General features: G+C 70.4%; 22 protein-coding genes. 7 read left to right on the top strand and 15 right to left on the bottom strand.

All coding sequences use genetic code 11. The features are described from left to right. Window positions 1–15: 15 nt before the first annotated feature. Complete coding sequence (locus AC6CCG_RS17045) at window positions 16–1,776, top strand: type 2 periplasmic-binding domain-containing protein (RefSeq protein WP_496655789.1); 1,761 nt, start codon at window positions 16–18, stop codon at window positions 1,774–1,776. Between the two features lie 31 nt (window positions 1,777–1,807). Here AC6CCG_RS17045 and AC6CCG_RS17040 read toward each other — a convergent pair whose 3' ends face one another. Genes AC6CCG_RS17040 through ligA form a run of 3 tightly spaced genes read right to left on the bottom strand, consistent with a single transcriptional unit; the run spans window position 1,808 to window position 4,935 of the window. Next, complete coding sequence (locus AC6CCG_RS17040; protein WP_496655788.1) at window positions 1,808–2,047, bottom strand: hypothetical protein; 240 nt, start codon at window positions 2,045–2,047, stop codon at window positions 1,808–1,810. Between the two features lie 10 nt (window positions 2,048–2,057). Next, complete coding sequence (locus AC6CCG_RS17035; RefSeq protein ID WP_496655787.1) at window positions 2,058–2,681, bottom strand: class I SAM-dependent methyltransferase; 624 nt, start codon at window positions 2,679–2,681, stop codon at window positions 2,058–2,060. A gap of 4 nt (window positions 2,682–2,685) precedes the next feature. Further along, complete coding sequence (gene ligA, locus AC6CCG_RS17030) at window positions 2,686–4,935, bottom strand: NAD-dependent DNA ligase LigA (RefSeq protein WP_496655786.1); 2,250 nt, start codon at window positions 4,933–4,935, stop codon at window positions 2,686–2,688. Here ligA and AC6CCG_RS17025 point away from each other — a divergent pair. Both AC6CCG_RS17025 and AC6CCG_RS17020 read left to right on the top strand, forming a co-directional pair. After that, window positions 4,934–6,451, top strand: coding sequence for a hypothetical protein (locus tag AC6CCG_RS17025; protein ID WP_496655785.1), 1,518 nt, complete (start codon window positions 4,934–4,936; stop codon window positions 6,449–6,451). The genes ligA and AC6CCG_RS17025 overlap by 2 nt on opposite strands. 54 nt (window positions 6,452–6,505) lie before the next feature. Then, complete coding sequence (locus AC6CCG_RS17020; RefSeq protein WP_496655784.1) at window positions 6,506–6,952, top strand: AAA family ATPase; 447 nt, start codon at window positions 6,506–6,508, stop codon at window positions 6,950–6,952. Between the two features lie 7 nt (window positions 6,953–6,959). On the opposite strand, the gene AC6CCG_RS17015 is transcribed toward AC6CCG_RS17020, so the two are convergent. From AC6CCG_RS17015 to AC6CCG_RS17005, 3 genes are read right to left on the bottom strand one after another with little or no spacing between them, the layout of a single operon-like run. Continuing rightward, window positions 6,960–7,949 carry a uroporphyrinogen decarboxylase/cobalamine-independent methonine synthase family protein gene (locus tag AC6CCG_RS17015; RefSeq protein ID WP_496655783.1) on the bottom strand — a complete coding sequence of 330 codons (990 nt, stop codon included), beginning with the start codon at window positions 7,947–7,949 and terminating at the stop codon, window positions 6,960–6,962. Next, window positions 7,946–9,046 (bottom strand): tRNA 2-thiouridine(34) synthase MnmA, encoded by a 1,101-nt coding sequence (gene mnmA, locus AC6CCG_RS17010; protein ID WP_496655782.1) that lies wholly within the window; start codon window positions 9,044–9,046, stop codon window positions 7,946–7,948. The genes AC6CCG_RS17015 and mnmA overlap by 4 nt, the downstream gene beginning before the upstream one ends. Window positions 9,047–9,089: 43 nt before the next feature. Continuing rightward, window positions 9,090–10,253 carry a cysteine desulfurase family protein gene (locus AC6CCG_RS17005; RefSeq protein WP_496655781.1) on the bottom strand — a complete coding sequence of 388 codons (1,164 nt, stop codon included), beginning with the start codon at window positions 10,251–10,253 and terminating at the stop codon, window positions 9,090–9,092. A 140-nt stretch (window positions 10,254–10,393) separates the two neighbouring features. Here AC6CCG_RS17005 and AC6CCG_RS17000 point away from each other — a divergent pair, with 140 nt between their 5' ends. Next, entirely contained in the window at window positions 10,394–10,873 is a 480-nt protein-coding gene (locus tag AC6CCG_RS17000; RefSeq protein WP_496655780.1) for a P-loop nucleotide/nucleoside kinase family protein, read from the top strand. Here AC6CCG_RS17000 and AC6CCG_RS16995 read toward each other — a convergent pair. From AC6CCG_RS16995 to AC6CCG_RS16980, 4 genes are read right to left on the bottom strand one after another with little or no spacing between them, the layout of a single operon-like run. Continuing rightward, complete coding sequence (locus AC6CCG_RS16995; protein ID WP_496655779.1) at window positions 10,845–11,798, bottom strand: electron transfer flavoprotein subunit alpha/FixB family protein; 954 nt, start codon at window positions 11,796–11,798, stop codon at window positions 10,845–10,847. The genes AC6CCG_RS17000 and AC6CCG_RS16995 overlap by 29 nt on opposite strands. Before the next feature lie 12 nt (window positions 11,799–11,810). Then, on the bottom strand, window positions 11,811–12,590 hold the full coding sequence (locus tag AC6CCG_RS16990) for an electron transfer flavoprotein subunit beta/FixA family protein (RefSeq protein ID WP_496655778.1): 780 nt from the start codon (window positions 12,588–12,590) through the stop codon (window positions 11,811–11,813). Between the two features lie 50 nt (window positions 12,591–12,640). Then, window positions 12,641–13,321 (bottom strand): acyltransferase, encoded by a 681-nt coding sequence (locus AC6CCG_RS16985; RefSeq protein ID WP_496655777.1) that lies wholly within the window; start codon window positions 13,319–13,321, stop codon window positions 12,641–12,643. Further along, window positions 13,318–14,256, bottom strand: a complete 939-nt coding sequence (locus AC6CCG_RS16980; RefSeq protein ID WP_496655776.1) for a class I SAM-dependent methyltransferase — start codon at window positions 14,254–14,256, stop codon at window positions 13,318–13,320. The genes AC6CCG_RS16985 and AC6CCG_RS16980 overlap by 4 nt, the downstream gene beginning before the upstream one ends. Window positions 14,257–14,375: 119 nt before the next feature. Here AC6CCG_RS16980 and glgX point away from each other — a divergent pair, with 119 nt between their 5' ends. Next, complete coding sequence (glgX, locus tag AC6CCG_RS16975; protein WP_496655775.1) at window positions 14,376–16,481, top strand: glycogen debranching protein GlgX; 2,106 nt, start codon at window positions 14,376–14,378, stop codon at window positions 16,479–16,481. A 26-nt stretch (window positions 16,482–16,507) separates the two neighbouring features. After that, window positions 16,508–17,461 (top strand): alpha/beta hydrolase, encoded by a 954-nt coding sequence (locus AC6CCG_RS16970; RefSeq protein WP_496655774.1) that lies wholly within the window; start codon window positions 16,508–16,510, stop codon window positions 17,459–17,461. Here the strand turns inward: AC6CCG_RS16970 and AC6CCG_RS16965 are convergent. Then, window positions 17,458–18,897 carry a sugar porter family MFS transporter gene (locus tag AC6CCG_RS16965; RefSeq protein WP_496655773.1) on the bottom strand — a complete coding sequence of 480 codons (1,440 nt, stop codon included), beginning with the start codon at window positions 18,895–18,897 and terminating at the stop codon, window positions 17,458–17,460. The genes AC6CCG_RS16970 and AC6CCG_RS16965 overlap by 4 nt on opposite strands. Before the next feature lie 252 nt (window positions 18,898–19,149). Here AC6CCG_RS16965 and AC6CCG_RS16960 point away from each other — a divergent pair, with 252 nt between their 5' ends. Then, on the top strand, window positions 19,150–20,034 hold the full coding sequence (locus AC6CCG_RS16960; RefSeq protein ID WP_496655772.1) for a DUF559 domain-containing protein: 885 nt from the start codon (window positions 19,150–19,152) through the stop codon (window positions 20,032–20,034). Window positions 20,035–20,165: 131 nt separating this feature from the next. Here the strand turns inward: AC6CCG_RS16960 and AC6CCG_RS16955 are convergent, their stop codons facing one another. The 4 genes from AC6CCG_RS16955 to glgP all read right to left on the bottom strand — a co-directional run bounded on the left by AC6CCG_RS16955 (window position 20,166) and on the right by glgP (window position 26,019). After that, a complete protein-coding gene (locus tag AC6CCG_RS16955; protein ID WP_496655771.1) occupies window positions 20,166–21,056 on the bottom strand; it encodes a carbohydrate ABC transporter permease in 891 nt (296 codons plus the stop codon). After that, window positions 21,053–22,021 (bottom strand): carbohydrate ABC transporter permease, encoded by a 969-nt coding sequence (locus tag AC6CCG_RS16950; protein ID WP_496655769.1) that lies wholly within the window; start codon window positions 22,019–22,021, stop codon window positions 21,053–21,055. The genes AC6CCG_RS16955 and AC6CCG_RS16950 overlap by 4 nt, the downstream gene beginning before the upstream one ends. After that, window positions 22,018–23,346, bottom strand: coding sequence for an ABC transporter substrate-binding protein (locus tag AC6CCG_RS16945; RefSeq protein WP_496655767.1), 1,329 nt, complete (start codon window positions 23,344–23,346; stop codon window positions 22,018–22,020). The genes AC6CCG_RS16950 and AC6CCG_RS16945 overlap by 4 nt, the downstream gene beginning before the upstream one ends. Window positions 23,347–23,481: 135 nt before the next feature. Next, on the bottom strand, window positions 23,482–26,019 hold the full coding sequence (gene glgP, locus AC6CCG_RS16940; protein ID WP_496655766.1) for an alpha-glucan family phosphorylase: 2,538 nt from the start codon (window positions 26,017–26,019) through the stop codon (window positions 23,482–23,484). Window positions 26,020–26,124 lie beyond the last annotated feature (105 nt).

Raw genomic sequence — 26,124 nt, 5'->3', positions numbered from 1 at the left:
ACAGGGGTGCCGATCATGCAATCCAAAGAATTCAAGCCACTGCAGCTGGACCGGCGCGCGTTCGTCCGGGCCGCCGGGCTCGGCGCCGCCGGGCTCGCCGTGCCGGGGGCGCTGGCCGCCTGCTCCACCGAGGGCAGCGGACCCGAGCAGCCCAAGGGCATCGAGAACGTCGAGCAGAAACAGCTCGGCGCGGACACGCCCGGGGTGACCTACCCGGACGGGTACGTCGGCCCGAGGGCCAGTCAGAAGGAGCCCTTCGGCGACGGCTCGAAGACGTTCAAGGTCGTGGTCCAGGTGGACGCCGAGGACGTCGGCGACTGGTCCACCAACAAGTTCTCCGCCTGGCTGGAGAAGCGGACCGGCGTCAAGATCGAATTCGTCCAGGTCATGGTGACCGCCACCGACGGGTCGGTCGACATGACCAAGATCAACGCCATGCTCGCCTCCAACGAACTGCCGGACGCGTTCCTCAACATCCCGTTCACCAGTGATCAGGTGTCGTTGTACGGGCAGCAGGGCCTGTTCGTGGCGCTGCAGGACTACATCGAGACCTATGCACCGGAGGCGCGGCGGATGCGCCAGGAGTATCCGGACTTCGACGCCCTGAACCGGGCTCAGGACGGCAACACGTACTGGTTCCGCGGCATCAACGACTGCTTCCACTGCCGGGTCTCCCCCGGCCGGGCCTTCGTCAACCAGAAGTACCTCGACGCCATCGGCGCCAAGATTCCGACGACGACCGAGGAGCTCCGTACGGTCCTCAAGGCGTTGAAGGACAACGACCCGACGCCGGGCAAGAACATCATCCCGTTCGGCGCGGCCGTCGATCAGCAGGTCGACCGGTTCATCATGAACGCGTTCCTCTACAACCCCGGCGGCGACCGCAACGGTGGCTGGCTGCGGCTGAACGAGGGCAAGGTCGAGTTCGTCGCGGACAAGCCGGAGTGGCGCGAGGGGCTGCGCTTCCTGCGCACCCTGTACGACGACGGCACGCTGCCCAAGACGTCGTTCACCATGACCAAGGACGCTCTGCTCAAGGCCGGCAACACCGGTCGGTTCGGCGTCATGCGCGGCTACTGGTGGGGTGCCTTCATGGACCTCGAGTACAAGGAGGACGCGCTCTGGCACGACTACGTGCCGGTGCCGCCGCTGAAGGGCCCGGGCGATGTGCAGTACGCGGCCTGGGACCACTACGGCTACGCGGCCGGCAACCTGGTGATCACCAGCAAGTGCAGCAATCCCGAGCTGCTGGTCCAGTGGGCCGACGCCCAGATGGAGCTGGAGGCGATCATGGGCGCCTACGGCGGCATCAAGGACGAGAACTGGGGCTGGGCCAAGGAGGGCGACGAGGCGATCAACGGCAAGCAGGCCGTCTGGTACTCGGTCGAGTTCCCGGCACCGCAGGGCACGTCCTGGGATCAGCACTCGGTGATGTACCGCTCGAACGACTTCCGGCTCGGCCAGTGGGTGGACCCGAAGCAGCCGACGTTCGAGAAGGACCTGTACGAGGCGAGCCTGGTCTACGAGCCGCACCAGCAGCCGAAGGAGATGCAGCTGCCGCCGCTGCTGTTCGACGAGTCGAGCGCGGCGCAGAAGGCGGACACCGCGGCCGCGATCGAGCTGGCCGTCAAGGAGCATCTGGCCAAGTTCAGCACCGCTGAGCTCGACGTCAACGACGACGCCGCCTGGAACGCCTACGTGGCCAAGTTCGAGGCGATGGGCCTGCCTGCCTACCTCGAGCTCTACCAGCAGGCGTACGACAACCGGCCGAAATAGGCCGCGACGGACCGGCGGCCCGGGCCGAAGGCTAGTTGCCCTCCGGGCGACCGAGCCCGAAGCCCAGGTCGCCGGTCATCACGTAATAGACGTACCAACCCAGCAGGAAGCAGGCCAGCATCGCGCCGAACAGGGCGAGGCTGACCCAGATCCGCATCCGCTTCTTCGACTTCGTGCTGGGCACCTTCTCCGGCCCCCACTCGCCGACACTCGGCTGCACCCGTGGCGGCGCCTGCCCGTTCAGGTTCAGGTTGGAGAAGATCTTCGGCACGGCGTCCACCTTAGCCAACGGCGGGCCGGCGGAACTCGGCCAGCCAGGGGTCGGTGGCGAAGCGATCCTGCGGGCCCACGCGGTCGATGCTCACCGGCTCCAGCCCGTGCTCGGTGAACCGGTCGATGTCGGCCCGGTTCAGGGGCCACGGCGGTCCGGTGACCTCGCCCTCGTCGAGCGCGGACGCGACGACGACCAAGGTGCCGCCGGGCGCGACCAGGCTTGCGACCGCGGCCGTCGCGTCGGCGCGGCGGTCCGGCGAGATCGACTGGATGGTCAGGCTCTCGTAGACGAGGTCGAAGGCACCGGCCCACTCGGCCGGCAGGGCGAACAGGTCCGCAACCCGGAGGTCGAGGCCGGCCTCGGCGTGCCGGCGCCGGGCCTCGTCGACCGCCTCGGCCACGAAGTCGAAGCCGGTGGTCCGGAAGCCGAGCGAGGCCAGGTGGGCCGCGTCGCCGCCGTACCCGCAGCCGACCACGATCGCCGTCCTGCCGTCGCCCCGGACGCCGCTGCGTTCGACCCAGTGCCGCAGGTGCGAGTGCGGGCCCTCCCGGTCCCACGGCGCTGCGCGGCCGCCACGATCGGCCTCCGCGTAGATCTCCACGTAGTGGGCTTTCAGCTTCGACTCGTCCATCCGCTCACTCCTCCTCGCCGACCCGGGCCACCTCGGCGGCCGCCTCGGGACCGTTGTGCAGCAGCACCTCGAAGCCTTCGGCGTCGAGGATCGGCACCTTCAGTGTGACCGCCTTGTCGTACTTGGAGCCGGGCGATTCGCCGACCACGACGAAGGAGGTCTTCTTGGACACCGACCCACTGACCTTGCCGCCGCGGCTGGTGATCGCCTCGGCCGCCGAGTCGCGGGTGTAACCGGGGATCGAGCCGGTCACGACGAACGAGTGCCCGGCCAGGGTCTGGTCCCTGGTCTCTCCCGGCTCGTCGGCCATCACGCAGCCGGCGGCCAGCCACTTGTCCACGATCTCCCGCCGCCACGGCTCCGCGAAGTGTTCCCGGATCGCGGTGACCAGGGTCGGACCGATCCCCTCGACGTCGGCGAGCTGCTCCTCGGTCGCCTCCATCAGGGACTGGATGCTGCCGAAGGCGGCGGCCAGGTCGGGCGCCACGCCGGGGCCGACGTGCCGGATCGACAGGGCCACCAGGAACTTCGCCAGCGGCCGGGTCTTGGCCTCCTCCAGGTTGGCCAGCAGCTTGCGTCCGTTCGCCGACAGCGCGCCCGCCTTGGTGGTGAAGAACTCGCTCTGCAGCAGCCCTTCCTCGGTCAGTCCGAACAGATCGCCCTCGTCGCCGATCAGGCCGGCGTCCAGCAGGGCCTGGCCGGACTGGTAGCCGAGCACTTCGATGTCGAGGGCGGCCCGCCCGGACAGGTGGAACAGCCGTTCCCGCAGCTGCGCCGGGCAGGACCGGGTGTTCGGGCAGCGGATGTCCGCATCGCCCTCCTTCTCGTACGCCAGCGCGGTGCCGCATTCCGGGCAGTGGGTCGGCATCTCGAACGCCCGCTCGTCACCGGTACGCAGATCGACCACCGGACCGACGATCTCGGGGATCACGTCGCCGGCCTTGCGCAACACCACGGTGTCGCCGATCAGCACGCCCTTGCGGACCACCTCGGAGGCGTTGTGCAGCGTCGCCATCGCCACGGTCGACCCGGCCACCTTGACCGGCTCCATCACCCCGTACGGCGTGACCCGGCCGGTCCGGCCGACGTTGACCCGGATGTCGATCAACTTCGTGTTGACCTCCTCCGGCGGGTATTTGTAGGCGATCGCCCAGCGCGGCGCCCGCGAGGTGGACCCGAGTTGATCTTGGACCGAGCGCAGGTCGAGCTTGATCACGATGCCGTCGATCTCGTGCTCGACCGAGTGCCGGTGCTCGCCGAAGTGGTTGATCACCTGCCAGACCTCGTCCAGGTCGTGACACAGCTTGGCGTGCTCGCTGACCTTGAGGCCCCAGGCCTTCAGCGCCGGATAGACCTCGGACAGCCGCGGCACCGAGAATCCCTCGGCGGCGCCCAGGCCGTGCGCCACGAACCCGAGCCGCCGGGACGCGGTGACCTTCGGGTCCTTCTGCCGCAGCGAGCCCGCGGCGGCGTTGCGCGGGTTGGCGAACGGCGGCTTGCCGTCGGCGACCAGGTGCTCGTTCAGCGTCGCGAAGTCCTCCACCGCGAAGAACACCTCACCGCGGACCTCGAGCAGGTCGGGCACGTCCTTCCCGGCCAGGCGGCCCGGCACCGCGTCGATGGTCCGGACGTTGGCCGTGACGTCTTCGCCGACCCGGCCGTCGCCGCGGGTGGCGGCCCGGGTCAGCCGGCCCTTCTCGTACACCAGATCGATGGCCAGCCCGTCCACCTTCAGCTCGCAGAGGAAGCCGGACTCGGTGATCTGCTGCTCACCCAGCTCCCGGATCGCCCGCTGCGCCCAGCGCTCCAGCTCCTCGGCGGAGAACGCGTTGTCCAGGCTCATCAGCGGCTGCAGGTGCTGCACCGGCGTGAACGTCGTCGACGGTGGCCCGCCGACCTGCTGACTCGGCGAGTCCGGCGTCCGCAGCGACGGGAACCGGTCCTCCAACCCGTTCAGCTCCCGCATCATCGTGTCGAACTCGGCGTCGGAGATCGTCGGCGCGTCCAGCACGTGGTAGCGCCAGCGCGCCTCGTTCAGCGCCTCCGCGAGGTCGGCGTGCCGTTCCCGGGACTTGGGGTCGGGGTCGTCGATGTCGATGTCGACCTTGGCCGCATCCGGCAGTTCCTCTTCGTTCTTCCTCGCCACGTCCGAAACATTAACGGCCCGCACCGACATCCGAGCCGAACCTGCCGGAGTCGCCATACTGGCTGCAGAGGTCCGCACTGCGCCGGCACCGGAAAGCGACCCGACCATGTCCGCGAAGGATGTCCTCGAGAAGGACGGTCCCGAAGATCTGTCGTACGGCGACGACGGCGGTTTCGGCCCTGCCCCGGCTGCCCGCGGGCCCTGGCCGATGGTCGCGGTAGCCCTGCTGCTCGGGGCGACCCTGGTGCTGGCGGCTTCGGAGTGGTCGGCGCGGACCCTGGAACTGCGGCTGCTCACGACGGCGGCGGCGGCCGGTCTGCTGGTGCTGCTGGTCGCGCTCGCCCTCCGCCCCGCGGCGCCGGAGCGACGCCGGCGGATCACGCTGATCACCGCCTTCGTGGCCGGCGGAGCGACGCTGCTGCTGGTCATCGCCCCGGTCGCCGTAACCCAGTTCGGGCCGCGCGGGACCGGGCTGACCTGGGTCGCTCCTGCTGCCACCCGCGGGGCGGCGCCGCTGGCGGTGGCCGGGGACACGGCCGTGCTGACCGCCGAGGACCGGCTGTTGTTCCTCCGGCTCGGCGACGGGTCCGTGGTCGCCGAGGTCCCGCTGCAGCCGTCGGACGTGGCGACCGTGGTCGGCGACGGGGTGCTGGTCCGGACCTCCGAAGGATTCATGCGGTACGACCTCGCCGGCCGGCCGACCTGGCCGGAGCCGATCGACAGCCACCGGATCCTCGCCTACGACGAGGGCGTCGTCGCGCTCGCCTTCTGTGCCGGCGGCAGCTGCCGGGTCGAGGGCCGGACCGCGACCGGCGACCGGACCTGGCAGTTGGAGGTGCCGTACGTGGCGCTGCACCGGCCCGACGTCGCCGAGTACGCCTCCACCGGCCTGCCGTCCCAGCTCGCGATCCGGACCGCCGGCGGCCCCGCGGAATCGCCCCGCTGGGCCCTCCGCTCCGCCACCGGCGAACCGGCCGGAACCCTGGAGGGCAAGGCGATCCGGCTGATCGACCTGTGGGCGATCACGCTGGGCGGCGACGACCTCGGCCCGTGCATCGTCCGGCTCCAGAACGGACCGACCGAGGCCGTCGACTGCGTCAGCCCGTGGTCGATCCGGGTCCGGAACGGACTGCTCGTCGTCGAGCAGCCGCACGGTTACGTCACCGTCATCCGGCCCGGCCCGGTCCTCGGCGGCGGTGAGCCGTTCGAGACCGCGACGGCGTTCGGCCGGACCCCGGACAGCGACCTCGGCCAGCACGGCCGGGCGCGGCTGACCGGCGACGTGCTGGACGGCTGGCCGTGGACCCCGTTCGTCCGGACCGGCGCCCCGCCGGCCTGGCGGTCCGCCCCGCTGCCGCTGGCCGTCGGCGCGAGCCGGCCCGTGGTCTCCGTCGTCGGCTCCACCGTGGTCGTCCTCGGCGACGCCACGCCGGGCCTGTTCGGCACCCTGGGCGAGGAGTCCACCCTGCTCGCGTACGACCTCGTGGACGGCACCGAGCTGGCCCGGATCCGGCTCCCCCGGGTCGCTCCGAGCGACCTGCCCGGCCGAGCCGTCCCGACCGGCGACGGCCGTGTCCTGCTCGCCCTGCCCGGCCGACCGCCGATGCTGGTCGGCCGGAACTAGGACGTCCGGCCGGCTCTGTATCGACGCCGAAGGGGTGCGGTTTACGCTCCTGCCATGGCTCGGGTGCTGCTCACGGGGATGTCCGGCGCGGGAAAGACCACGGTGCTGGAGGCGGTCGCCGCCCGGGGCTTCCGTGTCGTCGACACCGACTACGACGGCTGGGCGCTGCCCGACGGGCGGTGGGACGAGCCGCGGATGAGCGCCTTGCTCGCCGAGCAGTCGACCGTCGCCGTCAGCGGGACGGTGGAGAACCAGGGCCGGTTCTACGACCGGTTCGAGCACGTGATCTATCTCCGGGTACCGCTCCCGGTGCTGCTGGACCGGGTCCGGACGCGGACCAACAACCCGTACGGGAAGACGGCCGAGCAGCAGGCGGACATCGCGCGCTACGTGGCCGAGGTGGAGCCGCTGATCCTGACCGGGGCCTCGCTCGAACTCGACGGCCGCCTGCCGGTCGACGAATTGGCCGATCGGGTCGAGCAGTGTCTGCGATCCGGCTGATCTCCGCTCAGCGGGGCAGTTCGTCGGCGACGATCCCGGCGGCGGTACGGGCCGAGCGCAGGATCGCCAGCGCGTCGGCCGGGGTGGCCCCAGCCAGGCCGCAGGCCGGCGTGATCGCGAGCCGGGTGGTCGACGGGTCCAGAGCAAGATCACGGACCGGCCGGAGCACCCGCTCGGCGACCGCGTCCGGGCCCAGCACCCGGTCGGTCGGTGCAGCGCCGATGCCGAACCAGAGGCCCTGCTCCAGGGCGACGCCGATGCCGTCCCAGTCGACCGCCCGGAGTTGATCGAGATCGAGGCCGAGGCCGCGCAGCCCGGTTCCGGCCAGCAGCGGGATCGGCGCCCCGGCGGCACAGCAGTGCAGCACCACCGGGGTCGGGTCGAGCCGGCGCACCACGTGGGTCAGCGTCTCGCTCAGCTCGGGGTCGTCGATCGGCCGATGGGTGGCGTACCCGCTCGCCGTCGGCACCCGGCCCTGGTGCACCGCCGGCAGCGACGGCTCGTCCAGCTGAATGATCAGCCGCAGGTCCGGCAGCCGCCGGTTCAGCTCGCTGATCAACTCGGCCAGGCCTTCGGCGAGCGACTGGCCGAGGTCGCGCCGGGCGCCCCGGTCGGCCAGGGCCAACCCGCCGCGCTGGCGTTCGATCGAGGCCGCCAGGGTCCACGGACCGGCGAAGCCGATCTTGAACCAGCCGGCGTAGCCCTGCGCCTGCTCCTCCAGCAGATCAAGATCATCGCGGAACAGCGCGACCGCCCGGCGATGATCAAGGCCGAGGCCGTCGGTCAGCCGCCATCCCGAGGGCTGCAGGTCGACGGTCAGGTCGGCCAGCCGTCCGGCACTGCGGCCGATCAGCCCGGCCGGGGCACCGCGGGCCGGAAGTTCAGGCAGATAAGGGAGTTCCGGGCACTCGTCGAAGGTGATCTTGATCGCCTCGACGATGTCGGTGCCGGGCCAGGAACCCACCCCGGTGTGCACGACGGTGCGCTCGAGGGTCATGCCGGACCGGGCACGGCGGTCAGAGTGTCGGTCGCCGCGCGGTCGATGGTGGCGCTGGCGATCACCCGGCTGCCGTCGTAGATCACCAGAGCCTGGCCCGGTGCGATCCCGGTCGCCGGCCGGTCCAGCACCGCCCGGCAGCCGTCGTCATCCATGATCACTTCGGCCGGCAGGGCTGCGCCGTGAGCCCGTACCTGCACCTCGGCCCGGCGGCGCTCGCCGGTCCAGCCCAGCCGGTTCGGCCGGATGCCGACGATCTCGCCGACCTCGAGCGACTCCCGCGGGCCGACCGTGACGGTGTTGCTGACCGGCGAGATGTCCAGCACGTAGCGCGGCTTGCCGTCCCCGGCCGGGTCGCCCAGCTTCAGGCCCCGCCGCTGACCGATGGTGAACCGGTGGCTGCCGGTGTGCTCGCCCAGCCGCACTCCGGACTCGTCGACGATCGCGCCCGGACGCTCGCCGAGGTGCCGTTCCAGGAAGCCGGCGGTGTCGCCGTCCGGGATGAAGCAGATGTCGTGACTGTCCGGCTTGTCCGCGACGGCCAGCCCGCGCCGGGCGGCCTCGGCCCGGACCTCGGTCTTCACCGAGGTGCCGAGCGGGAAGTACGACCGCGCCAGCTGGTCCGGCGTCAGCACGCCGAGCACGTAGCTCTGGTCCTTCTCCGCGTCCGCCGCCCGATGCAGTTCGACGGCGTCGTCGGTGCGCACCAGCCGGGCGTAGTGCCCGGTGCACACCGCGTCGTAACCGAGCGCGATCCCGCGGTCGAGCACCGCCGAGAACTTGATCTTCTCGTTGCAGCGCAGGCACGGGTTCGGGGTCCGGCCCGCCGCGTACTCCGCGACGAAGTCGTCCACCACGTCGGCCGCGAACCGGTCCGAGAGATCCCAGACGTAGAAGGGAATCCCGAGCACGTCGGCGGCCCGCCGGGCATCGTGCGAGTCCTCCCGGGAGCAGCACCCGCGGGCTCCGGACCGGAACGACTGCGGATTCTTGGACAGCGCGAGGTGAACGCCGGTCACGTCGTGCCCGGCGTCGACCGCGCGCGCCGCGGCCACGGCCGAATCGACGCCGCCGGACATCGCGGCCAAGACCTTCATGATCGAATACTTCCTCGGGTCGGGAGTGCTGGACCGAGCAAGTCTAACCGGCCAGGCTTCCGGCGGCCCGCGCTCGCCCGGCCACCTCCGGGAGTACGGCCAGCAGGGCGTCGACGTCGGCCGCGGAGGTGCCGTGCCCGAACGAGAACCGGACCGCCGAACGGGCTTCCGCCGGCGTCCGGCCCATCGCCAGCAGCACGTGGCTGGGTTCGGTGACTCCGGCCGAGCAGGCGGCGCCGGCCGAGCAGTCGATCCCGGCCCGGTCCAGCAGCATCACGATCGCGTCGGCGTCGCAGCCGTCGAAGGAGACGCTGACCAGGCCGGGCAGCACCTCGTCCGGCACGCTCGGCCCGTTGACCCGGACGCCCGGCAGCGTCGCGAGCCCGGCCGTCAGCCGGTCCCGCAGCGCCCGCAGCCGTACCGCCTCGTCGGCCCGGTCCGCCGCCGCGGCCTGGACGGCGGCCGCGAAGCCCGCCACGGAGGGCACGTCGACCGTCCCGGACCGTACGTCACGCTCCTGGCCGCCGCCGTGCAGCACCGGCGTCAGGGTCAGCTCCCGCCGGGCCAGCAGCGCCCCGACACCGACCGGCCCGCCGAGCTTGTGGCCGGTCACCGTCAGCAGGTCGAGCCCGCTGGCGGCGAAGTCGACCGGCAGCTGCGCGGCAGCCTGGACCGCGTCGGAATGGGCCAGCGCGCCGCTCCGGTGCGCGGCGTCGGCGATCGCCCGGATCGGCTGCACGGCCCCGATCTCGTTGTTGGCCCAGATCACCGAGACCAGCGCGGTGTCCTCGCCGCCGACCGTCCCGGGATCGACCCGGCCCTCCGCATCCACCGGCAGCACGTCGACGACGGCACCCTGCTCGCGGTCAAGCCAGTCGGCCGACTCAAGGACCGCGTGGTGCTCGATGGCGCTGATCGCGACCCGGTCCCGGGCCGGGTCCGCCGCCCGCGCTGCCCAGTAGCCGCCCTTGATCGCCAGGTTGTCCGCCTCGGTGCCGCCACCCGTGAAGATCACCTCGGTCGGATGAGCCCCGAACGCCGCCGCGACCGCCTCCCGGCTCTCCTCCACCACCCGCCGGGCATCCCGGCCGGAACTGTGCAACGACGAAGGATTGCCCAGCCTGGCCAGCTCCCGGGTGATCGCCTCGACCGCGGCCGGCACCAGAGCGGTGGTCGCCGCGTGATCGAGATAGACCCGGTTCGTCACCGGGCCAGCCTAGTGCCGCCGCCCGTCGTCACTCTGGCCCCAAGTTTTTCACGTTAACGTGAAAAACCGTCGCTTTACCCGAGAAGTAACTCGCGTAAAGCGCTAAGAAGTGGAGTGAAGTCGCGGGTACGCTCCCGCCCATGATCGGGTACGTGCTCGGGGCGCCGGGGTCGGGCAAGACGACGCTGGTCCCGCACCTCCGGCCGCGGCTGCCCGGCTGGACCGTGGTCGACGGCGACGCCCTGATGCCGGACGCCGAGAGACTGGCCGGTGCCCCGATCGCCTCGACACCGGCGACCTGGCCGGCCTATGAGGGCCTGCTGCGCACGGTGCTCGAACTGATCCTGCCGAACCCGGTGCTCCTGCTGTGGGTCTGCACGCCGGACGAGCTTGCGGGCTGGCCGGGCGGCCCGTGGTTGCTGCTCGATTGCGCGGACGAGGAGCGCCGGACTCGGTTGGCGGTCCGCGACGATCCGGCGGTGATCATGGAGGGCGAGACCGACGCGGCGGCCTATCGCAAGCTCGGGTTGCCGCGGGTCGACTCGACCGGCCGCGACCCCGGCGACGTCGCCGCCGAGGTCGCGCGCACGATCATTTCCGCGACTTCACCTCGGCGGTGACCGCCGGCAGCACCGCGTGCAGGTCGCCGACGATGCCGAGGTCGGCGAGCGCGAAGATCGGCGCCTCCGGATCCTTGTTGATCACCACGATCGACTTCGAGGTCTGCATCCCGGCCCGGTGCTGGATGGCCCCGGAGATGCCGGCCGCGACGTAGAGCTGCGGCGACACGGTCTTGCCGGTCTGCCCGACCTGGTACGCGTGCGGATACCAACCCGAATCGACGGCCGCCCGGGACGCGCCGACGGCCGCGCCGAGCACGTCGGCCAGTTCCTCGACCGGACCGAAGTTGCCGCCGGTGCCGCGACCGCCGGCAACGACGATCGCCGCCTCGGTCAGCTCTGGCCGGCCGCTGGCCTGCTTCGGCTCCACCTTGACGATCCGCGCCTTCCGGGCCGCGTCACCGATGGTCACCGCTGCGGTCTCGACGGCGGCCTCGACCGGCGCCACCTCCGGCGCGACGGCATTGGCCTTCACGGTGATCACGGGGGCACCGCGGGTGATCTTGGACCGGACACTCCAGTTGCCGGCGAACACGGACTGGGTGGTGATCACCTCACCGTCGACGACCTCGAGATCGACGGCGTCCGTGATCAAGCCGGACTCCAGCTTGAACGCGGTCCGGGCCGCGATCTCCTTGCCGTCCACGGTCGAGCTGATCAAGATCGCGGCCGGCTGCAGCGGCTGCGCGACCTGGGCCAGCGCGTCCGCCTTCGGCGCGATCAGGAACTCGTCGAACGCAGGGTCGACCACGGAGATGATCTTGGTGGCACCGTACTCGCCGAGCTTCGGTGCGGCCGTCTCGGCACCGGAGCCGAGGACGACGGCGACCGGCTCGCCGATCCGGCGGGCCAGGGTGAGCAGTTCCAGGGCCGGCTTGGCCACCTGGCCGTCGGTGTGCTCGACCAGGACAACGACTGTCGACATCGGGTCTCCCTCTCAGACGTACTTGCCGGCGGACAGGAACTCGACGAACGCGGCGGCACCGCTGCCGTCGGCGTCGGTGACGACCTGGCCGGCCTGCTTCGGCGGCCGGGGCTGGGTCTCGGCGACCGCGGTCCAGGCACCGTCGAAGCCGAGTCCGGCCGGGTCCAGGCCGAGATCGGCGACCGTCCACTCCTCGACCGGCTTCTTCTTGGCCGCGAGGATGCCCTTCATCGACGGGTAGCGGGCCTCGCCCGACTGGTCGGTGACGCTGACGATGGCCGGCAGGTCCGCCTCGACGGTCTGGCTGGCCACGTCGCCGTCGCGGCGGATCGAGACCGTGCTGCCGTCGACCGCGACGGTCGCACCGAAGCTGAGGGCCGGCCAGCCGAGCCGCTCCGAGAGGAGCGCGGCCATGACGCCCATGGTGCCGTCGGTGGACGACATCCCGGTGATCACCAGGTCCGGCTCCAGCCGCTGGATCGCGGCGGCCAGGATCGCGCTGGTCCCGATCACGTCGGTGCCGTGCACCGCGTCGTCGCAGACGTGGACACCGGACGCCGCGCCCATCTGGAGCGCCCGCTTGATCGCGTCGGCGGCGTCGTCCGGCCCGACGGTCAGCGCGACGACCTCCACGTCGTCGCCGTCGTCGGCCAGTTGCAGCGCCTGCTCGACGGCGTACTCGTCGAGTTCCGACAGCAGGCCGTCGACGCTGCGGTCGACCGTCCCGTCGTCGGTGAACGTTCGGTCGCCGGTGGCATCCGGCACATACTTGACCAGCGTCACGATCTTCATCGCAGCTCCCTCGGGTTCGCCTTCAGCTCAGCATATTACTGACGAGTAACTTACGCGACACCGGTCCCGCCCTCCAGGACCCGGCGGACGGCGGCCTCGGCCTGGTCACCGAGAGCCTTCACATAGGCCCGCTCCTGCTCGGCGTCGGCGTACCGCTGCGCCCGGTCGGCCACCACCCGGGCCGGTACGCCGGCACAGATCGACTGCGGCGGTACGGTTCCGCGGACCACGGCATGAGCGGCGGCCACCGAACCCTCACCAAGATCAGCGCCGCGCACCACCGTGACCCCGGTGCCGAGCCAGCAGTCCGGGCCGATCCGGACCGGAGACTTGATCAAGCCCTGGTCCTTGATCGGCACCGCGGGATCGTCGGTCCGGTGATCGAAATCGCAGATGTAGACCCGGTCGCCGATGATCGTCGCCTCGCCGATCTCGATGTCGAGATAGCAGTTCACCGTGCTGTCGTACCCGATCACGCACTTGGGCCCGATCCGCAGCACTCCTTCGTGCGCCCGCAGCTTGACCCGTTCGCCGAGATGCGTCCAGGCTCCGATGATCAACCGGCCGTAGCCGCGCCGCACCTCGAACCGGACGCCAGGCCCGATGAACGCGTACCCCTCGAACTCGATCTCGGGGTGCCGCAACCGTACCCACAGATAGCGCAGCGCGCTGCGCAGATGCCCCGGCGTCAGGAAGCCGCGCCGGAACAGCCAGCTCACCGTCTTGATCATCCGCGGGGCTTCAGCCCGGTCACCGACACGTTGTAGTAGAGCTCGTCCGGCACCACCCGGGACAGCAGCCGGTCGAAGGCGCTCAGCCCGAGCCAGGTCCGGTACGCGAACATCCGCCAGCCCCAGCCGAGCCGTTCCGGCCGGATCGCCGCCTCGAAGGTACGGATCGGCCAGCCGACCCAGGCCGCGGTGAGCTCCTCGGTCACCGTGGCCACGTCGATCAGCCCGGTCGACCGGACGGTCCCGGCCAGTTCGTCCGGATCGAAGGTGTGCAGGTCGACCACCGCCTCCAGGGCCGCAGCGCGGGACGATTCGTCCAACTCCTGCTTAGGCCGGGACCAGGTCCGGAACGGCCCGCGGCTGGTCAGCTTCGTGGTCGCGGCCCAGGTCGCCCTGGACAACCGGCGCGCGATCGCGTCGCCGAGGCGGGTCGGTTCGCCGCAGATCACCACCCGCCCGCCGGGCTTCAGCACCCGGCGGATCTCGGCGAACGCCTGCCGCACGTCGGGCAGATGATGGATCACCGCGTGTCCGATGACCAGGTCGAAGCTGTCGTCGTCGTACGGCAGCGACTCGGCGTCGCCGACCCGCCCGCCGATGCTGAACCCGAGCCGCTCCGCGTTGCGCCGGGCCGCCGCCACCATGCCGGCCGAGATGTCGCTCACCTCACCGTCGACGATGACGCCCGCCTGCATCAGATTGAGCGTGAAGAAGCCGGTGCCGGCGCCGATCTCCAACGAACGGGCGTACGGCCAGCCGTCCGTGCCGGCGACCGCCGAGAACCGGTCCCGGGCGTAGTCGATGCAGCGTTCGTCGAACGAGATCGACCACTTGTCGTCGTACGTGTCCGCCTCCCAGTCGTGGTACAGCACCTGGGCCAGCTTGTTGTCCGACCAGGCGGCTTCCACCTGGTCCGGAGAGGGCGACTGCGACATGCCAACAGCGTAGCGGCCTAGTTACCGACGGGTAACCTGCAGAATGGACTGTCCGGCCAGAGTCGACCGAACCGTTCGGGACGACCGGCAGGAGAGGTGACACCTTGGGGGTACGAGAGATGACGACGACGGCGAGCACTGCGCCCGGTCCGTCGACGGTGCTCGGCGCCCGCGTACGCGAGGACGGCGTCGGTTTCGCCCTCTGGGCGCCGCGGGCCAGCCGAGTCGAGCTGGTCCTGGTCGCGGAGGACCGGACCCAGGCCAACCGCGATCTGACCAGGGGCGACGACGGGGTCTGGACCGGTCATGTGGCCGGCATCGGACCCGGTCAGCGGTACGGCTACCGGGTGCACGGCGAGTGGGATCCGGAGCAGGGCGCCCGGTTCAATCCGGCCCGCCTGCTGCTCGACCCGTACGCCCGCGCCATCACCGGCGGCGTCGACTACAACGGCCCGATCCTGGACCACGCGCCGGGCTCCCCGGAGGTGCCGGACCGGACCGACTCGCTGCTGGCCGTACCGCTCAGCGTGGTGGTGGCCGACACTCCCCCGCCGGAGCCGATCGCGGCCCCGGTGCCGCGGGACCGGACCAGCGTGTACGAACTGCACGTCGGCGGCTACACCCGGCTGCACCCGCTGGTGCCGGAGCACCTGCGCGGCACGTTCGCCGGGCTCGGCTACCCGGCCGTGACCGACCACCTGCGCTCGCTCGGCGTGACCTCGGTCGAGCTGCTGCCGGTGCAGCACTTCATCTCCGAGCCGTTCCTGGTCGGCCGCGGGCTGACCAACTACTGGGGTTACAACACGCTGGGCTTCTTCGCCCCGCACGCCGCGTACTGCTCGGTCGGGACGCAGGGCGAGCAGGTGACCGAGTTCAAGGAGATGGTGACGGCGCTGCACCGCGCCGGCATCGAGGTGATCCTGGACGTCGTCTACAACCACACCGGCGAGGGCGGCCACACCGGGCCGACGCTGGCGTACCGCGGCATCGATCATCGCGGTTACTACCGGCTCACCGATGATCAGATCGACGACTACGACGTGACCGGCTGCGGCAACTCGCTGGACACGTCGAATCCTGGCGTGCTCCGGCTGGTGCTGGACTCGTTGCGCTACTGGGTCACCGAGCTAGGTGTGGACGGGTTCCGGTTCGATCTCGCGACGACCTTGATCAGGGACCAGCGGCACCACGTCGACCATGATCATCCGCTGCTGACGGCGATCGCCGAGGATCCGGTGCTGGCCGGGGTCAAGATCATCGCCGAGCCCTGGGACGTCGGACCGTACGGCTACCAGCTGGGCGCCTTCGGCGAGGGCTGGAGCGAGTGGAACGACGCGTTCCGCAACACCGTCAGGGATTTCTGGCGCGGCCACACCCATGGGGTACGGGAGCTGGCGACCCGGCTGACCGGCTCGGCGGACCTGTTCGAGAAGTCCGGCCGGGACACCGCGGCGTCGATCAACTTCATCACGGCGCACGACGGGTTCACCCTGCGCGACCTGGTCAGCTACGACGGCAAGCACAACGAGGCCAACGGCGAGCACAACGCCGACGGCGCCGACGACAACCGGTCCTGGAACTGCGGCCACGAAGGCGAGACGGACGACCCGGGCATCAACGCGCTGCGGCACCGGCAGTCCAGGAACCTGATGGCGACGCTGCTGCTCGCGGCCGGTACGCCGATGATCACCGCCGGCGACGAGCTCGGCCGGACCCAGCAGGGCAACAACAACGCCTATTGCCAGGACTCGCCGCTGTCCTGGGTGCACTGGGACACCGCGGAGGACTGGGCCGACCTGGGTTCGCTGACCAGGCAGCTGCTCGCGCTGCGGAAGGACTCGCCGCTGTTCCGGGCCACCCGGTTCCGGCACTCCGAGCCGATCCTGGATGCGCGCGGCCGGCCCAGCGGCCGGAAGAACCTGGCCTGGTTCGGCGGCGGACCGGAGGAACTCACCGAGGCCGACTGGAGTGACGGCGGCCGCCGCACGCTGGGGCTCTACCTGGCCGACGACACGCCGGAGCGTGATCATGACGAGGCGTACCTGATCTGGTTCCATGCCGGCGCCGACCCGGTCGAGGTGGAGCTGCCGGCTGGTCCGTGGGCCAAGAGCTACACGGTGCAGGCGCACACCGGCGAGTCCGGCGAGCTGCCGGACGATCAGCTCGACGCCGGCCGGCGGCTGCTGCTGCCGGGGCGGGTGGTCGTGCTCCTGCGGGTGGGCTGACGGCCTGGACCGTGGGGAAGGTGATCATGACTCCGCAACGGCGCAACCGCCTGATCGGCCTTGCCGCGCGGATGATCCCGCACTCGGACCCGCCGTCGACCATGATGCTGCGGCTGCTCCGGGCCGAGCCGGTGCGGCCGCTGGCCCGGTTCGTCTACGGGCCGGTGCCGCGCCGGATCGTGGTCACCGATGAGGCCGTGTGGGGGTCGGCGAATCCGAGGCCGCGGATGCGGACCTACCGGCCGCGGGACCTGGAACCCGGGCGCCCGCTGTTGATCAACTTCCACGGCGGCGGGTTCGTGCTGGGCAACCTGTCCCAGACCGACTGGCTGTGCGGGCAGCTGGCCGACCGCGGCAACCTGACCGTGGTCTCGGCGTCCTACCGGCTCGCGCCCGAGCATCCCGCCCCGGCCGCCGTCGAGGACGCCTGGCAGATGGCTCAGCTGGCGATGGCCCTGATCCCCCGGTTCGACGCCGACCCGGAGCGGGCCGGCGTGATCGGCAACAGCGCCGGCGGGACACTGGCCGCGCTGATCGCGCTCCGGGCGCGGGACGAGCCGCTCGCCGTACCGCTGTGGCGGCAGATCCTGCTCTATCCGGCGACCGACCTGACCTTGTCGTCGGCGTCGGTGGCCGAGTTCCACGATGCGCCGCTGGCTGGACGGCGGGTGCTCGACTGGTACGGCCGGCAGTACCTGCCGCAGGGCCGGCCGGACAGCCTCGACTACGCCGATCCGTCGATCAGCCCGATCCACGCCGCTGATCATCGCGGGCTGCCGCGGACCCTGCTGATCGCGGCCGGCCAGGACCCCCTCCGCGACGACGCCCCGCGCTACGGCGACGTACTCACCGCCGCCGGCGTACCGAATCGGGTGATCATCTATCCGGACGCGGTCCACGGCTTCCTGTCGATGCCCCGGATCGCTCCCGACGCCCTGCCCGCGGTCAACGAGATCATCGCCGAGCTCGAAGCTCCCTAGGACCTACCTGCGGCCTGCCGCTCGAACAGCCTGGTGATCTCCTCCACGGACAACTCCTTGGTCTCCGGGACGAAGCGGACGACGAAGATGATCGCGAGCACCGACAGGACGGTGAAGACGATCATCAGCCAGGACAGGCCGAGGCCGGCGATCATGGTCGGCACCAGCAGGATCAGGGCGAAGTTGGCCAGCCAGTCGACCGACGCCCCGATGGCGGCGGCCCGGCCCCGGACCGCCGTCGGGAAGTACTCGCCCTGGATCAGCCAGCCGGTCCCGCCGACGCCGATCGCGAAGGCGGCGATGAACAGGGTCAGCCCGACCATGATCACGACGAGCTGGGTGGGACCCTGGGCGAACGCCGCGCCGGCCGCTCCGATCAGCATGGCCGCCGCCATCGCCGCGAACCCGCCGATGGCCAGTTTGCGCCGGCCGATCCGGTCGATGAACCGGAACGCGAAGTAGGTCGCGGCCACGTTGACCGTGCTGAGGACCGCCGTCGCGCCGACCGCCGCGATCGCCGCCGCCACCTCGTCGTTGCCGCCCTGCAGGTAGGGCGCGAGCAGCTTCGGCCCGTAGTAGAGCGGCATGTTGATGCCGGTGATCTGCTGGAAGGTGAAGAAGACGCAGACCACGACCAGCGCCCGGCGGACCCCGCGACTCCACTGGGTCGGCGACCGTTTGACCTTGCGTTCCTCCTCCTCGACCGCGCGGGCGCTGCCGGCGATCTGCTCGGTGGTCACGTCGACCTGCAGCATGGCGAGCGCCTTGCGGGTGTCGTCGTACCGGCCCTGGCGCATCAGCCATCGCGGCGACTCCGGCATCCGGGTCCGCAGGAAGAACGCGAGCACGGCGGGCACCGCACCCAGCCCGAGGATCAGCCGCCAGTCTATCGTCGACGCCTGGTCGGGCAGCGCGACCAAGATCACCAGGGCAACGACGTACGACACCAGAATGCCGACCGTGATCATCCACTGCTGCAGCATGCCGAGCGCTCCGCGCCGCGCCTTCGGGGCGTACTCGGCGATGTAGGCCGTTGCGATCGCCGAGTCCGCGCCGATCGCCAGCCCGATCAGGGTCCGGGCGATGATCAGCACCGACGAGTCCCAGGCGAACGCCGACAGCAACGCACCGACCGCGTAGATGCCGGCGTCGATGATCAGCAACGACTTCCGGCCGAACCGGTCCGACAACGGACCGGCCGCCAGCGCCCCGACCGCGGCACCGATGGACGCCCCGGCCACCAGATAGCCGAGCGCGAGCGGACTGAGCTCGTACGGCACGAAGTTGATCACCGAGCCGATGTTCGCCGTGTCGTAGCCGAACAGGAACCCGCCCACCGTCGCCAGCAGCGTCAACGACCAGTAGAACGATGTGGGCACCCGGGCGTCGAGATGATCGAGCACCTCTCCGGACGAACCCGCCGTTGCCGAACCCACGGCCGTCAACTCCTCTCGCTCACCCGCACGCCCGTACCCCAGGTCCGGGGTGGGCTAAACACGGCGCGGCCCGCTGGATGCGGCGAGGGCCACGACGGGGGCAGCGGTCGGCTGGTCCCAGGTCGGCAGCCGCTCGACGGTCGCCCGGCCGTCTGCCGAGACCTCGGGGCTGACGACACTCCCGCAGAACGGACAACACGTTCGCCTGTGGACAACCGGGCCGGGACTGTCGTCTCGTTCGAGGCTCCTGGAGTGAGGACACAGAACGAGATTGCGCAGAGGCTCCGGGACGGCGGCGGCGTGATCAGGACTCGGGACCATCCGCGGCTGGCCAGGTCGATCCAGCGGCTGACCGCGAGTGGTGCGCTGACCTCCGTCCTCCCCGGGATCCATTGCGCCGTCGAGGACGCCGCCCGCACCGAGATCCAGATCCGCGCCGCGGCGCTGTGGGCTCCCGAAGCCGTGTTCACCGGACCTGCGGCCGGCTGGCTGAGCCAATGGGCCGATCTTGACGTGCCGGTGGTGACCCTGTCCTGTCCGCTGCGGCGCACGCCCGGACCGGGGTTCCGGATCTGCCGAGAGCGGATCCCGGACACGTTGATCATGCGCAGCCGGGGTTGCCGGATCACCGTCCCTGCGCTCACCGCCCTGGACCTCGTCCCCTGGATCGGACCCCGCGGAATTGACGACGTCCTGCGGACCGGCTCGGCGACCGTCGACCAGTTGTGGGGTGCGCTGACCGCCACGCCGCGGCGCCCCGGCAACTCACTCCGGAGGGCCGCGCTCAGCGAATCCCGGAAGGCGCCGTGGTCAGAGGCGGAGCGTCTGCTCCACCGCCTGTTGCGCGAGGCCTGCATCCGCGGCTGGTCCGGCAATGTCAGCGTTCCCTGCTGCGGTCACCGCTATCCCGTCGACGTGGCCTTCGACCGCCTGCGGTTGATCATCGAGGTGGACGGCTACGCCTTCCACCGGGCCGAGAACCAGGATCAGTTTCATCGTGACCGGCGGAAGTGGACCGACCTGACCGCGGCTGGCTGGACCGTCCTCCACCTGACCTGGGACCACCTCGTCTACGACCGAGCCTGGGTCGTTGCTCGGGTCCGGCAGGCGATGGCGCAGTGTCGACGGATCACCTGATGTCGCTTTCCCTCCACGGGCAACCACCGAGTCGCGACTGCCACGCGGAAACGCCCCGCCCGTGGAGAAATTCCGACAGGGCCACCCGCCAGGCACACCCGAGCTGTGGCGCTGCCAGGAACACTCGACAGCTACGTCTTCGACCCCGACAGGGCGATGCCTTCGACGATCTGGCGCTGGGCGAGGACGAAGACGATCAGCAGGGGTGCGGCGGCGATGGTGACGGCGGCCATCAGGGCGCCCCAGTCCGACGTGTAGGCGCCCTTGAACTGGTTCACCAGCAGCGGGAGCGTGTAGTTGCTCTCGGTGTTGAGGAAGATCAGCGGGTAGAAGAAGGCGTTCCACTGGCCCAGGAAGATGAAGATTCCGAGGGCCACCATCGGGGTGCGGAGCAGGGGCAGCACGATGGTGGCGAAAATGCGGATCCGGCCGGCGCCGTCGATCGCGGCGGCCTCCTCGAGCTCCAGTGGGATGCCGCGGACGTACTGCCGCATCAGGAAGACGCCGAAGGCGTTGAACAGGGCGGCCGGCAGGATCAGCGCCCACAGGGTGTCCACCAGGCGCAGCGAGCCCATGATCACGTAGAGCGGGATGATCGTCAGCTGCTGCGGCACCATCATGGTGGCCAGGAAGACCAGGAACAGGGCCTCCCGGCCGGGGAAGCGCAGCCGGGCGAAGGCGTAGGCGGCCATCGAGCAGGTCAGCAGGGACACGACGGTCACGGTGATCGAGACCAGCACGCTGTTGCCGAAGCCCTGCAGGAAGTTGGCGCCCTCGACCGCGGTGACGTAGTTGTCGGTGGTCCAGGCCTCCGGGAACAGGGCCGGCGGCACCTTGAAGATCTCCTCGAGCGGCTTGAACGAGGACAGCAGCATCCAGATGAACGGCATCGCCATCAGCAGGCCGAAGAAGATCAACAGGACGTGCAGGACGATCATGCTCGGCCGGAACGGGCGCAGGTTCGCTCCGGGGCCCTCGTCGATCGCCGAGACGGCTCTGATGCTCAGGTCGGTGGCGGTCATTCTGCGTAGTACACCCATCTGCGCTGGGCCAGCAGTTGCAGGCCGGTCAAGATCAACAGGGAGAGGAACAGACACACCGCGATCGCGGAGGCCTTGCCGTACGCGAACTGCCGGAAGCCGATCTGGACGATCTCGTACACGATCGTCCGGGAGCCCGAGGGCGCGGTCGTGTCGAGCATGACGTAGACGATGTCGAAGATCTGGAACGAGGCGATGATCGAGGTGATCGAGAGGAACAGGATGGTCGGCGACAGGATCGGCAGGGTGACGTTGCGCAGTTTCTGCCAGCCGTTCGCGCCGTCGATGTCGGCGGCCTCGATCAACGCCCGCGGTACGTTGGCCAGGCCGGCCATGAACATCACGACCTGGTAGCCGATCCCCTGCCAGACACCGACCAGCGCGAACGACAGGATCACGGTGTTCGGGTCCTGCAGCCAGTCCGGGCCGGTGATCCCGACCCCGGCGAGCGCGTTGTTGATCGGCGAGATCTCCGGGTTGAACAGCCACAGCCAGATCGCCGCGACAGCGACCCAGGAGGTGACCTGGGGCGCGAAGAAGAGCACCCGGTAGACGCCGGTCATCCGGCCGGCCTTCTGCAGGAAGAACGCCGCGATGAACCCGGACAGCAGCAGCCCGGGCACCTGCAGCACGGTCAGCCAGACCGTGTTCCGGGCCGAGACGGCGATCTGCGGGTCGGTGAAGATGTAGGCGTAGTTGCCGAGCCCGGCCCAGGTCCGTTCGCCGAACCCGGTCCAGTTGGTGAAGGACAGGTAGAGCGCGAAGATCAGCGGGCCGATCATGAAGACCAACAGCCCGATCAGCTGCGGGCCGAGGAAACCCAGCGCCCACAGCGATTCCCGCCGCCGGGTGGCCCGCAGCGAGTCCCGGGCCGGCGGCGCCTCCCGTGGTTCCGCAGCCGCGGCGGCGGGGCCGACGGTCTCGGCCTCTTGCGTCGCCTCGGTCATACCGCCTCCCCGTTCATGTAGCCCGCGGCCTTCTGGGCGAAGGTCCGGAAGTCGGTCTTGGCCCGCATCAACGAGTCGAGGTTGGTGCTCAGGTTCACCGAGCGTTCGGGGTAGCTGACCAGGATCTGCGGCGTGGTGAAGCCGCGGGCGGCGATCTCGGTGAACCAGTGCCCGTGCTCCGGCACGCCGCCCTCGGTGACCAGGTCGTCCAGGCCCTCGATGGCCGGCACCGCGTTGCCGCCGCCGGCCAGCCGGAACCGCTGGCCCTCGGCATTGCAGAAGCGGGCCGCGAACTGATTCGCCTCGACCGGGTTGTTGGTCTTCACGTTGACGCACATCGCCGCGCAGTAGACCGCCGTCGTCGAGATGTCCCGGCCGGACTCCGACGGCAACGGGGCGATGTCGTACGTGAAGCTGTCGATCTTGCGCAGGTTCGGCAGGATCCACCGCCCGTACTGGATCGTGGCCAGCTGCCCGCCGTAGAACAGGGCATCCACGCCCTGGCCGCGCGGCAACGTGCCGCCGTAGCTGACGTTCTCGCTGGCCAGCTGGTCCCACAGCCATTCCAGGACGGCCAGCGCCTTCGGATCCTCGTGGAAGACCGCCCGACCTTGATCATCGAGCGTCGCGCCGCCGAAGGTCGAGATCCAGCCCAGCAGGTCGAACCAGTTCGCCTCGAACACCATGCCCCGCTTGCCGGTGCTCTTGATCTTGGTGAGCATCTCGGTCAGCGCGTTCTGGTCCCACCGCCCGGCCTCCTGCAGCTGGGCCGGGTTCTCGGTGATGCCGGCCTCGGCGAGCAGGTCCTTGTTGAACCAGAACACCTTCGGGTTGCAGTCGACCGGGATGCCGTACAGGCCGCTGCCGTCCGGCCCTCGGCACCAGTTCATCAGCCCCGGATAGAACTGGTCGAGGTCGATCTCCGCGTCGGCCTGGGCCGCGTACGGTTCGAAGTCGGTGACCAGCTTCGCCTTGACCAGCTGGCCCATGATGATCTCGTTGACGTAGAACGCGTCCGGCGCGGTGTCGCCGACGATCCGGGTGAGCAGCTTCTGCGTGTAGTCGCCGACGACGATCTGGAACAGCGGGTCGATCCCGGTCCGCTGCAGGTAGTCGGCGCTGAACTGGCGGAACCGCTCCGCCTCGCCGGGATTGGCCCAGCTGGACCAAGTCAGCGACTTCGAGCCGGCCGGGGTCGGTCCCCCGGTCTGCGCCGCACACCCGGCCAGGACCGGGCCGCCGACGGCTCCGGCCACGCCGGCGGCGCCGAGGGCCAGCGCGCGGCGCCGCGTCAGCAGGGAATGATCACCAATGACACCCGGCATGGGGCCTCCTCGCCGAGGCCGGGCCGCGAGGCCCGGGTCCGCTAGCTGGACGATACGCCAGCCAGCGGCAGCCGGGGAAGCCTTGATTTCCTGGAGTTCCGGGGTTATGGGCAGGCGTTCATGATCTTCGTACGATCACGGATAGCGGACCAGGTTGAGTTCGGCAGGGTTCGCCAGATACCGGTTCCGCGGCAGGATCCTCACCGTGTAACCGATTGCGCCGGCCCGCTCGACGGCAACCGTGCCGCTGTAGCGATGCAGCCCGTCCGCGGGTCCCGGCTCGGCCTGCAGCGCCACCGGGCGCAGCTCGCGGAGCTCGTCGTCGCCGTCCAGCCGGCCGGCCACCAGCTGCACCTCGACGTCGTCCGGTTCAAGATCACCGAGCCGGATCAGCGCGGTCACCTCGATCCGGTCGCCGACCTGAACGGAGTCCTTGGTCCGGCTCGCCACATGATCGACAAGCACGCCTGGCCAGCCGGCCCGAACCCGGCCGGCCCATTCCGCCAGCTGCTCGGCCGCCGCCGCGTCCAGGACCTTCGACGACGCCGCGGCCGGCGTGTACAGCTCGCTCACGTACTCGCGGACCATCCGGGTCGCCGTCACCTTCGGCCCGAGCCCGGCCACCGCGTCCCGGATCAGCCGAACCCAGCGGCGCGGGATGCCGTCGGCATCGGTGTCGTAGAAGCGCGGCACGATCTCGTTCTCGATCACGTCGTAGAGCGCCGCCGCCTCCACCGCATCGCGATGATCTTGGTCGGCCGCGCCCTCGGCGGACGGAATCTCCCAGCCGAAGTGCGGGTCGTACCACTCGTCCCACCAGCCGTCCCGGATCGACAGGTTGGCGGCACCGTTCAGCGCGGCCTTCATGCCCGAGGTGCCGCACGCCTCGTACGGGCGCAGCGGGTTGTTCAGCCACACGTCACAGCCGGGATACAACGGCTTGGCGAGCGCGATGTCGTAGTCGGGCAGGAAGACGATCCGGCGCCGGACCCGTTCCGCGTCGGCGAACTGGACCAACTGCTGGATCAGTCGCTTGCCGCCCTCGTCGGCCGGATGGGACTTGCCGGCGATCACCAACTGGATCGGTCGGGTCGGATGGGTGAGCAGCTTGGCCAGCCGCTCGGGGTCGCGCAGCATCAGCGTCAACCGCTTGTACGACGGCACCCGGCGGGCGAACCCGATCGTGATCACGTCGTCGTCCAGGACGGTCCCGGTCCACTCGGCCGGCTGCCCGCGATGCCCGGCACTGGCCGCCAGCCGCTGCCGGGTGACGTTGATCAACTCGCCGCGCAGCCGCCGCTTCAGGGCCCACAGCGCGCCGTCGTCCAGCCCCGACAACGCGTCCCACGGCTCCGCGTCCGGGTCGTCGCCGGCGTCCCGGGCGCCGTCCAGCAGGCTCACCAGTTCCGGGTGCATCCAGGTCCGGTGGTGCACGCCGTTGGTGATCGAGCCGATCGGCACCTCGGCCTCGTCGAACTCGCGCCACAGCCCGCGGAACATCCGCCGGGACACCTCGCCGTGCAGCCGGGACACCCCGTTGGCCCGCTGCGCGAGCCGGAGGCCCATCACGGCCATGTTGAACGTGCCCGGATCACCGCCCTCGTAGTCCTCCGCGCCGAGCGCCAGGACCCGTTCCAGGTCAAGATCACCGAAGCCCTCGAACTGGGCCCTGATCAGGTCCCGCGGGAACCGGTCGATCCCGGCCGGGACCGGCGTATGGGTGGTGAACACGGTGCCGGCTCGGGTCCGCTCCAGGGCCGCGTCGAAGCCGGTGCCGTCGGCCAGATACTCCCGGATCCGTTCCAGGCCGAGGAATCCGGCGTGCCCCTCGTTGGTGTGGAAGACCTCCGGCGCCGGATGACCGGTCGCCGCGCAGTAGGCCCGGATGGCCCGCACACCACCGATGCCGAGCAGCACCTCCTGGGCCAGCCGGTGATCGGCACCGCCGCCGTACAGCCGGTCGGTGATCATCCGCTCCGGGCCGTCGTTGTCCTCCAGGTCCGAGTCCAGCAACAGCAACGGCACCCGGCCGACATGAGCCAGCCAGACCTGGGCCAGCAGCCGGCGGCCGGCCAGCGGCACCTCGATCCGGACCGGACCGTCCGCGTCCCGGAGCAGGCTCAGCGGCAGGGCGTTCGGATCGAGCAGCGGATACTGCTCCTGCTGCCAGCCGGACACGTCGAGCGACTGCCGGAAGTAGCCCTGCCGGTAGAGCAGGCCGACGCCGATGATCGGCACGCCGAGATCGCTCGCGGTCTTGAGATGATCACCGGCCAGGATGCCCAGGCCGCCGGAGTACTGCGGCAGCACCTCGGTGATGCCGAACTCCGGCGAGAAGTACCCGATCGCGGCGGGCGCGTCGGGCGTGCCGGCGGCATACCGCTGGAACCAGCGATCACCGGTGAGATAGTCCGCCAGATCGGACCGGACCCGATCAAGATCAGCAACGAAGGACGGGGCGGCGGCGAGTGCCGCCAATCGTTCCGGCGCGACCTCGGCGAGCAGCCGGACCGGGTCGCCGCCGGTCCGTCGCCACAGCTCCGGATCGATCTTCCGGAACAGCCCGCTGGTGTCGGCATGCCAACTCCAGCGGAGGTTCAGGGCAAGATCGCCGAGCGGTGCCAGCGGCTCCGGAAGGACCGGACGGACGGTGAATCGTTGGATCGCGCGCACGGTCAACGTTAACCCCGATCATGTGAACAAAGGGTTACTGAGACTGCGGTGGAACGGACCCCTCCCGGACCACTAGGTTGGCTGTGTGACACGCGCCCCTCGCTC

It is taken from the genome of Microlunatus sp. YIM B11417, assembly GCF_059617205.1.
This window is presented reverse-complemented; position numbering and strand designations above follow the sequence as displayed.